Source organism: Photobacterium lutimaris (assembly GCF_003025555.1).
Lineage (GTDB): Bacteria > Pseudomonadota > Gammaproteobacteria > Enterobacterales > Vibrionaceae > Photobacterium > Photobacterium lutimaris.
In genome coordinates this window covers 163,454-177,474 of the sequence record NZ_PYMH01000004.1, presented here as the reverse complement: position 1 = coordinate 177,474, position 14,021 = coordinate 163,454, and the positions used below count along the sequence as shown (strand labels likewise).

Below are 14,021 nucleotides of genomic sequence, written 5' to 3'. Positions count from 1 at the left end.
TCAGGCTGGGCCTTGTTATCCATTCATACTTTCATGCAAGCAGGAAAGTAATGTTTCTTCATGCATGCAAGTTTAAGAAATTCTCTTGGATTGTTAAACACCTAATCGGAGTTAACTCAACTATAAGCCGCCCATTAAGGTGTATTTAATCTCTAGAAAATCCTCTAGCCCTTGTCTTGCCCCTTCACGGCCTAGCCCTGACTCTTTTACCCCTCCAAAAGGTGCAACTTCGGTAGAGATCAATCCTTCGTTGATCCCGACCATGCCATACTCCAGTGACTCACTGAATTTAAAGGCTCGAGACAGCGATCGAGTATAGGCATATGATGCCAACCCAGAGCTGACATGATTAGCACGGCGGATCACTTCATCGTCATCAGAGAAACGGAACAATGCCGCAACAGGACCAAAGGTTTCTTCCGAAGCAATCAGCATGGAGTCGTCCATTTCAGTCAATACCTGTGGCGGAAAGAATTGGGTACCTTCAGGTTGAGGCAAACCATAGGCAAGCGTCGCACCTTTCGCCAGCGCATCATCAATATGGCTTTGTACTTTTTCTACCGCTGCAGCATTGATCAACGGGCCAAGATTTGCACCGTCTTCAAAACCATCTCCCACTTTAAGCGCTTTGACCTTCTCAACCAGCTTCGCGGCAAATTCATCATAAACCTTGTCATGGACATAGATACGGTTGGCGCAAATACAGGTTTGCCCGGCATTGCGGAATTTGGCGACCATCACCCCTGCAATGGCTTTATCAATATCAGCATCATCGCAAACAATAAACGGCGCATTACCACCCAGCTCCAGCGCCAACTTTTTCACTGTATCAGCCGATTGCGCCATCAATAGCTTGCCAACCCCGGTAGAGCCAGTGAAAGAGATTTTCTTGACGATAGGACTCTCGGTCAATGCGCCACCGATAGCGCCTGCATCTCCGGTAATAACACTAAACAACCCGGCAGGGATCCCAGCCCTTTCTGCTAGCTCGGCCAACGCCAGTGCAGTCAGTGGGGTATCCGGGGCCGGTTTCAATACCACGGCACATCCCGCTGCGAAGGCAGGCCCACATTTGCGAGTGATCATTGCCGCAGGGAAGTTCCAAGGCGTAATGGCCCCTACCACCCCGATAGGTTGCTTGGATATCAATATCCTGGCGTCCGGCTTATGGCTTGGAATTAACTCGCCGTATGAGCGCTTCGCTTCCTCTGCATACCATTCAACGAAACTGGCGGCATAAGTGATTTCGCCTTTTGCTTCAGCCAGCGGTTTCCCCTGTTCTAATGTGAGGATCGTCGCCAGATCTTGGGTATTTTCGACAATCAAGTCATACCAGCGTCGTAGAACTGTCGCGCGCTCTTTTGCTGTTCGTGCTGCCCAGTCACCCTGCACCTTATCGGCAACATGGATCGCTGCAAGCGTCTCATCACAGCCCAAGCTCGGAACGGTTGCAATCCGTTCTCCTGTAGAGGGGTTTGTCACTGGTGTATAGGCATCATCAATTGCAGACACCCAGTTACCTGCCACATAGCAGGCCTGTTTCAATAATTGGGGATCATGTAGCTTCACGAACTATTCCTCTCGAGGACATCAATTTACCAAACAGCATAAAGACTTAACGTATGATAATGAAGTTAGCTTGATCGTGTTTTCAGACACTGATGACAATTTATGACGAAGTTGCCTGTCACCGCATTACATTCGTTAACAAAATCGCAATCACAGGGAGATATCAGGTAATTGAATACGATTGCGTCAGGTTACACAGTCAATTATTCTGTTTGAATAAAGACAAACACACACAACAAAAGACAATCGAATGAAACGCGAACATAACTACCCAATTGGCACGCCGGGCACACCTTGGGGTGATGAAGAAAAAGCACAATGGCTGGCACAAACAACCATTAAGCGTTCTTATCAAGAAGAAGTGGTAAGAAAAATAAACGCACTTGAAAACGATTTTGACATCACCCAATACGGTGCACTTAGCTACGATGAAGAAAAGTATCCACTCTTTGCCATCAAAACTCGCCACTGGGATAGCAATAAGCCGATTGTGCTTGTGACTGGTGGCGTTCATGGTTACGAGACCAGTGGTGTACATGGTGCACTCACGTTTGCTGAAGCCAAAGCCGCACAATACAGCGAACAATTCAATATCGTGGTTGCACCTTGTGTGAGCCCTTGGGGTTATGAGGTGATCAACCGCTGGAACCCTAATACAGTTGACCCCAACCGTGCTTTCTATGCCGACAGCCCATCCGAAGAAGCGGCTAGCTTAATGGCGATGGTTGACAGCCTTGGCGGCGAAGTACTGGTCCATATCGATCTGCATGAAACCACAGACACTGACGAATTGGAATTCCGCCCAGCTCGTGAAGCCCGCGACGGAAAACTCTTCATTGAAGACGGTGTACCAGATGGCTTCTACACCGTTGGTGATAGCGAAAATCCACAACCAGAATTCCAGAAGGCGATCATCGATTCAGTCCGCAAAGTAACTCATATTGCGCCACCAGATGCCGATGGCAATATCATCGGTAGCCCAGTACAGCAAGAAGGTGTGATCAACTACCCGCTTAAGGCACTTAGTCTGTGTAACGGCATTACTGCTTGTACTTACGGAACGACCACTGAAGTCTACCCAGACAGTGAGCGAGCAACCCCAGAACAGTGCAATGATGCTCAGGTCGCCGCAATTACCGGCGCACTGGATTATGTCATCAAACAATTAGGCTAATAGCCAAGCTGAAATAAGTCGCTAAGTCGGTAGCACCTGAAAAGCTCCCCAAAAGCTGGAGCCAAATACTCCAGCTTTCTTATTGCCGATTACCAAGCCCCATTTCCAGCAAAAACTGACAATACCTTCAACCCACCTCACAAGTTCCGCTCCCCCTCTCGCTTTATCTCATCACTAAGCCAATAAAGCATCTATAATTTAATACTTTCAATATGTTGTTCAGGTGGTTATGCGCTTATTCGTCGTCACATGGGTCGTATTGTTGAGTGCGTGTACCTCTTTCAACTCAAGTCTGTATTCTCAAAGCTTGCAAAGCTGCTTGAGCCACCTAAGCGCGTTCAAAAAAGAAGTGAATCGACAGCAGGTCAATGATGGGCAGGTACTCAATCACAAAGCATTCCCCTACTTGGCCTTTGACCGTTTCAGCCAATCACAACTTGAGCAAGTGACCACCGACAGGGATCGCAGCCAGTGGCTTGATTACACATCACAACTCGCCACTCGCCAGCGTCAAGCGGAATTCAATAATCTGCTTGTTAACCGATTCGACCTGCAGGTACTGGATAATTGCGCAGATAAACTCACGGCTGAAGCAAAACACAATGATCTTGTATGGGAAAGTCTCATTGAGCAAAAAATCTCTATCCCTGATAGCTACGAGCCTTGGCTACGTGTTTTTGGTCTTTACCCGATAAGCCGTCAAGTTGCCCAGTCCTCCATTGATAAAGAAAAAAAACGAATATTGCTGGGATTTAGTGACACCTCCATCCACACAACCAGCTATCGCTTGCCAAAAACATCACTTCCCGCGCAAGATATTGAAACATGGTTCAATGATGCCCTACAGCACTCAACCTTGGGCTGGCCCATGCTAACCGACGCCCAGATATCGCAGCTCTATCACTATTATTCTCCGTTGATAAATGTAGAACATGGCTCTGATGATGATATCCCTGGCACTGTGCATTATTTAGCGAATGAACAACAACCCGCAGTTGATCCCTCAAAGCCTGCACTCTACGTGCATCACAGCTATACCCAACTATATGGTGAGACCTATTTGCAACTGAACTACAGTCTTTGGTTTGCTAACCGTACGCCGACATCATCATTCGATCCCTACGCAGGAAAATTTGACGGGGTATTACTGAGGCTAACGCTCGATCATCAAGGCCGCCCGCTACTGCTCGATTCCATTCATCACTGCGGGTGTTACCACATGGTTTTTAACCTCACTGACCGTTTTGGCTTCGAAAATGCAAACCCCGATATCGAAACGCCCTTGCTGTTTAAGCGGGCCGTCCCATCTCATGCATCATCCTGGTCGGTTACCCTGTCACAGGGGGAGCATATGATTAGACATATCGACTGGAATAAGCAGGCTGAGGCAGAAGCCAAGCGTCAAGCCCGAACTCTTGCTCGCCTCGATTATGATCAATTGCGCCAGCTCCCCACAGGCCACCACCACACGGTTAGCCTCTTTAATCCACGAGGTTTACTCCCAAGCAGTGAACGCTTGGAAAGCGTTTACCTATGGCCATTTGGCATTCCATCAGCGGGGGCGATGCGCCAGCTAGGTCATCATGCTATTGCCTTTGTCGGTGTCCGCCATTTCGACCAACCCAACCTGTTCGAGCAAATCATACGACCAGTAAAGCCTTGACGGTTTTGTCGCGAGGGAAGCATGAAAAGATGTTAGGATGAGCAGTTATCAGTTTGAATGCGCTAGTAAAGGAGCGACCTGTGCAAACCTCTTTCATCGACGGTGATTTAGTTTACCGCCAGCATATTTTTGACGTCCCACTCGACTACACCAAGCCAAATGCACAAACCATCTCGGTCTTTGCCCGCGAAGTTGTCGATCTTGCCCGCCAACACGATGAACTCCCTTGGCTGGTGTACTTCCAAGGGGGCCCGGGCTTTCCCTCGCCTCGCCCTGACAGTCGCTCTGGCTGGCTAAAACGCGCATTGCAACAATATCGCGTGCTGCTGCTCGATCAGCGGGGTACGGGGAACAGCACAGTAATTAGCCATCAAACATTGGCGCACATGTCACCGGCAGAACAAGCTACGTACCTTGGCCACTTCCGTGCTGACAGCATTGTGCGTGATGCCGAAATAATTCGAGAAAAGCTCGGCGTTAAGCAGTGGGCAACGTTGGGGCAAAGCTTTGGGGGCTTTTGCTCACTCACCTACCTCTCATTCTTCCCACAGAGCGTAAGCCGGGCGTATATTACCGGTGGTGTGCCATCGCTGACTCGCCATGCTGATGAGGTGTATCAGGCAACCTACCAACGAGTACAGGATAAGAACGAGGCGTTCTTTGCCCAGTTCCCAGCCGCCCAAGCTCAATGCCAGAAAATTGCTGATTATTTGCAGGATAACGATGTCCGTCTACCTAACGGCCAACGCTTCACTGTAGAGCAATTCCAAATGATTGGCATCAACCTTGGTCGCAGTGGTGCCAATCTACCGATGTACTACCTGCTCGAGGATGCCTTTGTTGATGCTAACGGCCAAGAAACCCTTAGCTATGCCTTTCTTAACGCCATGCTGGCTGAGCAAAGCTATCAGACCAATCCTATCTATGCGATTTTGCACGAATCTATTTACTGCCAGCAGTCAGCATCGAATTGGTCAGCACATCGAGTGCGCAATAGCTTTCCGTCTTTTAACTACCAGAAAGGCGACACTTTTTACTTCACTGGTGAGATGGTTTTCCCTTGGATGTTCGATCAATTCGACTGCCTTAAGCCTTTACAAAAAGCAGCCAACCTACTCGCGGAGCGTACCGATTGGGCTGACTTATACGATGTTGACGCACTCGCAAAAAATACCGTGCCAGTGGCCTGTGCAGTGTATGCCGAAGACATGTACGTCGAGATGCAATACTCGCTGGAGACCTTGAAAGCCATTCCCAACAGCAAAGCTTGGATCACCAACGAATATGAACACAACGGACTTCGTGCCGACGGTGAGCGAATTCTGGATAAACTGATCCAAATGGCCGATGGTGTGGCAAATTTGCCGTAATGACTGTTCATCAGTAACTTCAAGTTGCTGAATTTAAGTACCTCGAAATGACTTGGATATAACAGTATTTATCCCCTTTTGGGTTTTAGCCATTCGGGGATAATTTGGTGCATCTAACGAGTTAAAGAACCTTTTACCACCAAAGTTTTGCAAGGTTTCTGTTAGAGTTACTGAATCTTTGCTGAATTTATGCCAATTAAGCCGCTTAAGCACTACCTTTAAACAGTACACTAGACCTAATTGAATCTCTCTTCGTAAATTGATACAGGAAACGTATGACTTCCCTACGACTGTTGACCACCCTGTGCTTGGCAGCCTTTGCCACTTCTCCCGCCATGGCGAAAAACACCCAGTACGAAAGCATCATTGAAAGCCGCACTACAATCGACAATAAAGTAGTGTTAGGCCGTATCGAGCTTGTTTATTTTCCTGCAATTGAACTGCTCGATAACATCGGCATTCCTGCTAAAATTGACACCGGCGCTGATTCAACCTCTATCCATGCCGAAAATATCGTCATTAGTACCAATGAGCCAGTATTCAAGGGATTAAATGGTAAAGAGCTCCTCGATGCCATCGCAGTCGAATACGACGCTTTGGGTAGCACTCAGCTGCGTGACCGGAAAGACAAAAACAATATCATGGTGAGCTTTGATATCAGGCACCCATACAGCGGTGAGCTGATCCGGCTGGAAAAGCCTCTGTTTCGCTTAGCCATGATCAAAAGCCGTGGTGACGGTCACTTAGCCCGTCCAGTGGTTAAACTTGACCTAACCATCGCCGGAAAAACCGTCCCAACCGAGGTCAACCTGGCCAACCGCGACCGCTTCTCTTATCCCATTCTGATTGGTAAAACCTTCCTGAGAAATACGGCTTGGGTTGATGCAGGCTTTGATTACTTACAGGCGCAACCCGATGCCCAGATCATTGGCCGTAAAGAACATGCAACGATCGAAAATGTACCACTCGAGGTCAGCACCTCTTTCGACAGCCAATACAGCATTTTGCACGCCCTTGATATCAAGGTTAACGAAGAAAAAAAAGCCGTTAGCTTCACGCTAGAGGGCCGAGATAAAACCCGCCAAACAATATCCGCACCGCTCAGCCGAATCCTTCACTTTAGCGATGCACAAAGACCAATGGTCTATTTGCCGGTGACATTGGGGAACTCAAAACAGTATATTCAGGTATACCTTAAAGATCGCACCCAAAACCACAGCCAGCTACGCCTTGGCACAGAAGCCCTCAACCAGTATTTCGTGGTCAATTTAGGTGCTAGCTACTTGGGTAAGTCTGACTTGGCATCCATTTCATCAATGGCGAAAGACGACTCTATCTTAATGATCAGCGGTGAAGAAACCGTCAAAATTGACGGTATAAACATCCACGCAGGCCCTTCAGGCATAATAAAAACGCCATTACTTAAAGTATCGCAGATAGATGAGCAGCGAACGGAATACGGCCGCATGATCCAGTACACTATCAAAGATGCCAATGGCAAAAACCATAAAGTTGATAAACCACTAAAAAGAAAGATCCGCGTCGGTGACCAAGTACGCCCGATTGTCGGAACAGAAATTTCACTGCCTTCATCATTGCTACTGCGAGATATTGCGCTGGAAACCCTCGAGCAAGACGATAGCACTTACGGCCAACTAGAAATCAGCCCCAATTTGATCCCCGGGAATTTATTGGTAAATACCCGTACAACCCACCTTCTCGATAAGCAAGCTCCTAAGCAAGCAGGCTATATCGAGCAGTTAACGATGGATGAGATGCAGTTCCCGGTTAAACTGGATACCGGTGCAGATGTCAGCTCAATGCATGCCACCGATATCAACACCTTTACCGATAATGGTAAAGAGATGGTCACGTTTACTTATAGTAACCATCAGGGCAATGAGAAAATCTATACTCGCGAAATCGTCAAAACAATGCGAATCAAGGCACGTACCGGTGAGAAGGCGAGCAGCCGTTATGTGGTAAAAATGACGGTGAAGCTGGGGGATACCGAAAAGGAAATTAACGTCAACTTACGTGACCGAAGCCGTTTCGAATACAGCATAATTCTGGGTAAGAATTTCTTAAAAAACAATATCGTGGTCAGCAGTGATGCGCAATTTATCCTGACCAAGAAAAAGTAAATACACATACCGCTGAGCTAAGACAAAGGCGCTTTTTCAGCGCCTTTGTCTTTCTAAACTAACGCCCTCCCGATAAAAGCGCCATGCCAAAAACGCCTGAAAGTAAATCAATGTCAAAGTGCAGGACTTTTTGCGTCGATTAATTACAATTGTTAAGTTAGTGAAATAAATCTTTAGGGAATGAGTATGAACACTCAAAAGCTCGTATGGTCCGTTGCTGGGATGCTTATTACGCTTCCAACGCTTGCCGTTGGCGTGTCTGAATGGCTCCATTGCCCGATTGTTGAACTCATGTCCTTGTAGGCAGCGGAACGCATTCATATTCACATCGTTCTAGATCAGCGCTGATTTTTTGTCGTTAATCGTCAAGGTACGGATTGGTTTTGCCGGGGAGCCGACACACACAGTATTCGCAGGCAAGTCTTTCGTCACCACGCTACCCGCACCAACAACAACATTATCGCCAATCGTCACCCCGGGGCAAACCGTCACATTCGCACCAAACCATACATCACTGCCAATCGTAATTTCCTTGGCAAACTCTTCACCCGATGCACGTTCAGCCGGATCAAGCGGGTGCCCTGCTGTCGCGATCACGACTCCCGGCGCCAGCAAGCAGTTATCACCAATATTGATCGGCGCACAATCTAAAAGCGTACAACCATGGTTAGCATAAAAGCCCTTGCCCACTTTTAAGTTGTAGCCATAATCACAATGAAAAGGAGACTCGATCCACGCGTCTGTTTCTTTACCCAGAAGCTCATTAATCAAGGCCCTACGCGAAACCTCCTCAGTGGGGCATACCTGGTTCAAGGCAAAACACAATTTCTTCGCTTTTTGGCGCTCTGCAACAAGTTCTTCATCCCACGCTTGATACATTTCACCCGTGATCATCTTCTGTTTTTCTGTTAAAGCCATGTTTGGAACGGTACCTTATCAATCCGGCGACACCGGGCTATAAATAGAAGTCATAATTATTCCTCAGCGCTCTCACTAATGCTGCTTTTACGCTGGTTTACGTTATCAAAAACACGCCTGGATCACATTCGGTAAGACGAAATGGGAAAGTTCCCAAGCCTACTAAATCGACATCACAGTTAATGATACATCCAACGATGGGTGGCAACTTGTAGCCTTTGTGCCCGATAGGATTATCACAACGAGTAAACAGCAGCGACAGAGATTCAATAAATATCTGCACATATCTCTCCACCCAACAAAACATGCCGAAGTCACTCGCATAAAAGGAATTTGTCTAAACTCAACCGACCAGGCAAACATTCTGTTAAATATTAATATCACCACCCCATTCAGCGACTACTACGGATATCAATAAGATTCTCAGTATTTACATTGGAATCCTAAGGAATTCAAGGTGTTCTCCCCCTGCCGATCACCACTAACTCTTCATTCACAATCACATTATAGTGACTTGGATTTAAGCATCTTGTGCTAGCAAAACAGAGATTCCCTTGTCCAAAAAACTGATGCTACAGCTTGGTCATGTAAGTATCACAATCGACACCGGGAATCACACAGGGTTGGCTTAGCACAAACTAAAAATATGAATCTGAATAAAGGAATAACGGCATGTTGAAAAAGAACTCACTCGTCACCTTAATCGGCTTTACGATGGCAGCCAGTAGCCTTGCGATGACTGTCCAACCAGACCCTGATACCCCGGGGGGCTATCTTGTGCTGCGCGCGGATATATTAGCGGCGGAGCAAGCTAAAACAACCAACCCTATGTATGACATTTGGGCTCAGGCACTTAGAACCCTTTCCAATGACAAAGTTGAAGCTATACAACCCGGATTAGCGAGCAACCCGGTCAATGTGGTTCGAGCAGAAAAAGTCTTCCCTGAAACAGAGTGGCACTATCTCACCCAAATGGCAGCCCCGGAATACTCCTATACCCGCTTTTTGAGAGCAATTGGTAAGTTCCCCGCCTTTTGTGGAGACTATACCGACGGAAGGGATGCCGATGCGATTTGTAAGAAATCCATTGTGACCGCTTTCGCCCATTTTGCGCAGGAAACTGGGGGGCATATTGCAAGTGATAACACCTGGGATAATCCTCTCGGTTTGGAAGAATGGCAGCAGGCGCTGGTACACGTTCGTGAAATGGGTTGGTCGGAAGGTCAACCTGGCTATACGACAGGGTGTGGTCAGAACGATTGGCAGAACAAGAAATGGCCATGTGCTGACGGACAAGGCTACTTTGGTCGAGGGGCGAAGCAACTCTCCTACCATTTCAACTATGGTGCCTTCTCAGAAGTCATGTATGACGGAGATGCTACTGTTTTACTCAACAACCCAGGGCTCGTTGCTGACTCATGGCTCAACTTGGCTTCAGCTATATGGTTCTACTTGACGCCACAAGCACCAAAACCAGCAATGCTCCATGTCATCGATCGTACTTGGGTTCCTTCGCAGCGAGAAATTGATGCCGGTATCGGCTATGGCTTTGGTACCACCATCAATATCATCAATGGCGGGATCGAATGTGGTGAGCATAATGCTGATAAGGGACAACCCGTTAACCGTATCCGCTACTGGGAAGGCTTGTCAAACCACTACCAAATCGATGTTCCTGCCGATGAAAAAAACACTTGCTGGCAACAAACGCCTTACGCCAGTCTTAATTTACAAGGGGCAACCGATGTGCTTTACACCAACTGGGATGGGGATTGGACATATCATGCCGATCGCCCTGGAGGTGTGTCGTTCGAGTGTAAGCTAGTCGGTTATCAAACCGCATACTCTGCATTGGTCGAAGGCGATTATGAAAAGTGTGTGGCAAATCTTTATGATTCTCACGCCGGCTGGCCAAAAGTGAAAGTGGTGAATGATTTAGGGCCTATCGATCCTCCCACCGAACCACCGGTTGGCGGAGATCACCCTGCATGGAATGCCACTGACGTTTATCAGGCTGGCGATAAAGTTAGCTACAAAGGCGTAAACTATGAAGCTAAATGGTGGTCACAAGGCAATGAGCCAAGCCAAGGTGGTCCTTGGAAAATAATCTAACTGCTTTTAAAAAATCTGGCTAACAACAACGCCCACCATTGGGTGGGCGTCTGTTTGCAGGTAAGCTCAATATAGTGATGAGCCTTTTACAGCAATCACTTCCATTTATCCCCAAATAACGTCAAGGTGTTTAGGGATATCCCCACTATTCACCGTAAATATCAAAGCCAAAGTATTTTGCTGCGATTTTGTCATACGTCCCATTGGCTCGAATGGTCGCAATAGCCTGGTTAAACTTCTCAGCCAGTGCCTTATCGTTCTTCCGCATTGCCAATGCGGTTCCTTCTCCGATGTAAGCTGGATCGGTCACCGCCTCTCCAACAAACTCAAAGCCTTTCCCCTGCTCTTTATCAAGAAACGCGAGAGCAAGTTGATCTGAATTTCCAAACACGGCATCCAAACGACCGCTTTGCAGATCAAGGTAAACCTCATTCTGCCCGTTATAGCGGCGGATATTAGCGACATCACCAAATTTATCCGTCACATAACGGTCGTGTATTGTCCCTAACTGAACCCCAATGCGCTTGCCCGACAAGCTTTGCTCATCAATTGCAACACCAGCGCCCACCCCAGCGACAAACCGTGCGGGGGTTTGATAATATTTGTCGGTAAAGAGTACACGCTGCTTACGCTCCTCTGTGATGCGCATCGATGCCATAATTACATCCGACTTACGTGCTAACAGTGAAGGGATCAAGCCATCCCAGCTTTGTGATACCCACTCACATTTCAATTTCGCTTCTTCACAAAGAGCATCTGCAATCTCGATATCAAACCCTTTCGGTGTCCCCGACTCGTCCTTGTAATTGAATGGCGGGTAAGTGAAATCCGAAGCCAGACGGACAGGCTTTTGTGCCGCAACCGCTGAGCCTGATACAAAAGAAGCCAGCATTAGTGCTAATGTCAGTGTTTTTTTCATCATAAGTTCCTTTTATATTCTCTCTGCTTCCATCTGTTTAAGCGCAAGAAGCGTTTCACGCATACTTTCCTGTGAGCCAATCGTGATCCTGACGCAATTGGACAAGGCAGGCTCGTGGACTTGGTTTCGGGTCACTATCCCCTTGCTACACAAGTAGCGGTACATACATATTGGTGTGTTGAATTTCACCAGTAAAAAGTTAGTCGACGAGGTAAAGACCTGCTCGACAATCTCAAGTTGGTTAAGCTCTGAAGCAAACCACTCTCTGATCGTAATGAGATCATCTGTTTGAGTATTCATCTGGCAGATCCCCTTTTCCGTCAATGCGGCCAAGGCAATTTCAGCGGTCGGATCAGCAATAGGGTAAGGCGCAATCAAACGCGTCACCATGTCCATCACACTGTCATCTGCCAGCAAGAAGCCACAGCGCACCGAGGCAAGCCCAAAGGCCTTAGACAAGGTTCTGATCACAACTAGGTTTGGGTATTGCTCAATTAAACCAACAACGGTGGTTTGCGGAGCAAATTCGATATAAGCCTCATCAACAACCACTAACGCTTTATCTTTCGCCAGATCCAGCAGAGTAATAATATCTGTCTGCGAAATGATGTTACCTGTTGGGTTGTTTGGTGAGCAAAGAAACAGGATGTTCACCACATCTAACTGAGATATAATTTCCTCCATATCTAATTGAAAATCAGATAATAAAGGAACTTTTAGCGCTTCCACAGCAATCGAGTCCGCGCAAAACTCATACATCGCATAAGTCGGAGGACACACCATGACTTTGTCCACGCCCGGCTGGCAGAAAGTCCTCACCAACAAGTCGATAGCTTCATCAGCACCACGCACCGCAACCGCCTTACATCCCATCGCAGGAGCGTGGGTTTGGCAATATTCCAAATACGCACTAGCAAGCTTGTCTGGCAAGAAATCTGGATACCGGTGGTATGCGCCTTGCTGCCCTTCATAAACGCAACTGGCCTCTAATTCATTCGCATTTAGCCATAAATGACCTTCGCCGCCAATCCGGCGGGCAGACTGATAGGGTATGAGTTTTTTTATCGCATCAGGCGCAATTTTTTCTGCCAATGATTTCATCTAGAGACTCCATTCGTGAAAATGCTTTAATAAATCGCCCCACAAAAGCATAAATAATCACAATAAAAGAATTTATACTCAGTATAAACAGTTTCTTCTTGATAAATGAATCGATAAATCGGCATACTAGCCATGACAAAACCTCATGGCTTAAAAGGAATGTAGCGTATGAAGGATCTCCCTACTATCAAAGAGCTCACCGCCTTTTTGGTTACATCTAAAACACTCAGCTTTACCCATGCGGCAAATGAACTGAATCTGACCCAAGGTGCTATCAGTCGCCAAATCATCGCCTTAGAGAATAGATTGCAGACCAGCCTGTTCAAGCGCCAAGCCAGAGGCCTAACCCTTACTGACAAGGGACGGGAATTCCTTCCACTGATAGAAAAGGCAGTGAACCAGATACAACAAGCCGTCACCAACGTCAGTGCCGATGAGAGCTTGATAAAACTAAAGGCCCCGAGCTGTATCACGACATGGCTATTGCCAAAGCTGATGGCCTTCCAACAAGCCCACCCTGATATTGACGTCGAGCTAACCTCTGCCATTAATCACAGTGTGAACTTCTCAACAGAGCCCTTTAATGCTGCAATTTGCTACGGCCATGCGCCACAGTCAGCCGAGCTAACGTCTAATTTATTGTTTGAGGAAGTCCTCGCTCCAATGTGTTCACCAACGTTAGTTTCGGGTATCAAAGGAGAAATGTCTGCCGATTCTATGCGCCAATACACTTGGCTGCATGCAACACCGGATCGAAGTGACTGGAAACTATGGCTAAACAAAACAGCTAATGCCCATTCCGGGCTTGCCAGCCAGAACCAACACTTTGCCACACTCGATTTAGCCGTCAGCGCATCACTGCAAGGTTTCGGCATTGCGATTGGTGATGTCACCCTAGCCAAACCAGACATAGAGAGCCATCGCTTGGTCATACCAAATTCGACAACAGTGGCTTCAGGCAAAGGCTATTATTTGGTGTATCCGGTAAGCCAACAATCAATGGCAATGAAGCGGTTAATACAATGGCTGACTGACGAATAAAAACAGCCAC

Annotated in this window: 9 protein-coding genes and 1 pseudogene; 6 read left to right on the top strand and 4 right to left on the bottom strand. The window is 47.3% G+C overall.

From position 1 onward, the window contains the following. Positions 1-120 precede the first annotated feature (120 nt). The gene (locus tag C9I99_RS11255) at positions 121-1,569 is read right to left on the bottom strand and encodes an NAD-dependent succinate-semialdehyde dehydrogenase (protein WP_107348980.1); all 1,449 of its coding nucleotides are present in this window, start codon (positions 1,567-1,569) and stop codon (positions 121-123) included. Between the two features lie 250 nt (positions 1,570-1,819). On the opposite strand from C9I99_RS11255, the gene C9I99_RS11250 reads away from it, so the two are divergent. From C9I99_RS11250 to C9I99_RS11235, 4 genes are all read left to right on the top strand, one after another. Then, positions 1,820-2,743, top strand: a complete 924-nt coding sequence (locus tag C9I99_RS11250) for a M14 family metallopeptidase (protein WP_107348979.1) — start codon at positions 1,820-1,822, stop codon at positions 2,741-2,743. Positions 2,744-2,972: 229 nt separating this feature from the next. Next, positions 2,973-4,406: a hypothetical protein gene (locus C9I99_RS11245; RefSeq protein WP_107348978.1), complete on the top strand. Its 1,434-nt coding sequence runs from the start codon at positions 2,973-2,975 to the stop codon at positions 4,404-4,406. A gap of 80 nt (positions 4,407-4,486) precedes the next feature. Further along, positions 4,487-5,776: an alpha/beta fold hydrolase gene (locus C9I99_RS11240; protein ID WP_107348977.1), complete on the top strand. Its 1,290-nt coding sequence runs from the start codon at positions 4,487-4,489 to the stop codon at positions 5,774-5,776. Between the two features lie 275 nt (positions 5,777-6,051). Further along, the gene (locus C9I99_RS11235) at positions 6,052-7,920 is read left to right on the top strand and encodes a putative ATP-dependent zinc protease (protein WP_107348976.1); all 1,869 of its coding nucleotides are present in this window, start codon (positions 6,052-6,054) and stop codon (positions 7,918-7,920) included. Between the two features lie 333 nt (positions 7,921-8,253). On the opposite strand, the gene C9I99_RS11230 is transcribed toward C9I99_RS11235, so the two are convergent. Beyond that, positions 8,254-8,838 carry a sugar O-acetyltransferase gene (locus C9I99_RS11230; RefSeq protein ID WP_107348975.1) on the bottom strand — a complete coding sequence of 195 codons (585 nt, stop codon included), beginning with the start codon at positions 8,836-8,838 and terminating at the stop codon, positions 8,254-8,256. Positions 8,839-9,570: 732 nt separating this feature from the next. Between C9I99_RS11230 and C9I99_RS11225 the strand changes: the two are divergent. Beyond that, positions 9,571-10,947: pseudogene (locus C9I99_RS11225) on the top strand (chitinase); the annotation flags it as partial. A gap of 148 nt (positions 10,948-11,095) precedes the next feature. Here C9I99_RS11225 and C9I99_RS11220 read toward each other — a convergent pair. Together C9I99_RS11220 and hisC are read right to left on the bottom strand one after the other, a co-directional pair. Further along, entirely contained in the window at positions 11,096-11,869 is a 774-nt protein-coding gene (locus tag C9I99_RS11220) for an ABC transporter substrate-binding protein (protein WP_107348974.1), read from the bottom strand. A gap of 12 nt (positions 11,870-11,881) precedes the next feature. Further along, complete coding sequence (gene hisC, locus C9I99_RS11215) at positions 11,882-12,970, bottom strand: histidinol-phosphate transaminase (protein WP_107348973.1); 1,089 nt, start codon at positions 12,968-12,970, stop codon at positions 11,882-11,884. 168 nt (positions 12,971-13,138) lie between these two features. Between hisC and C9I99_RS11210 the strand changes: the two genes are divergently transcribed. Continuing rightward, positions 13,139-14,011 carry a LysR substrate-binding domain-containing protein gene (locus C9I99_RS11210; RefSeq protein ID WP_107348972.1) on the top strand — a complete coding sequence of 291 codons (873 nt, stop codon included), beginning with the start codon at positions 13,139-13,141 and terminating at the stop codon, positions 14,009-14,011. Positions 14,012-14,021: the final 10 nt, after the last annotated feature.

Bases quoted from the DNA above. Each gene is read 5' to 3' on its own strand.
- C9I99_RS11245 (WP_107348978.1), top strand. From the start codon at position 2,973: ATGCGCTTATTCGTCGTCACATGGGTCGTATTGTTGAGTGCGTGTACC.
- C9I99_RS11210 (WP_107348972.1), top strand. From the start codon at position 13,139: ATGAAGGATCTCCCTACTATCAAAGAGCTCACCGCCTTTTTGGTTACA.
- C9I99_RS11230 (WP_107348975.1), bottom strand. From the start codon at position 8,838: ATGGCTTTAACAGAAAAACAGAAGATGATCACGGGTGAAATGTATCAA.
- C9I99_RS11250 (WP_107348979.1), top strand. From the start codon at position 1,820: ATGAAACGCGAACATAACTACCCAATTGGCACGCCGGGCACACCTTGG.
- C9I99_RS11220 (WP_107348974.1), bottom strand. From the start codon at position 11,869: ATGAAAAAAACACTGACATTAGCACTAATGCTGGCTTCTTTTGTATCA.
- C9I99_RS11235 (WP_107348976.1), top strand. From the start codon at position 6,052: ATGACTTCCCTACGACTGTTGACCACCCTGTGCTTGGCAGCCTTTGCC.
- hisC (WP_107348973.1), bottom strand. From the start codon at position 12,970: ATGAAATCATTGGCAGAAAAAATTGCGCCTGATGCGATAAAAAAACTC.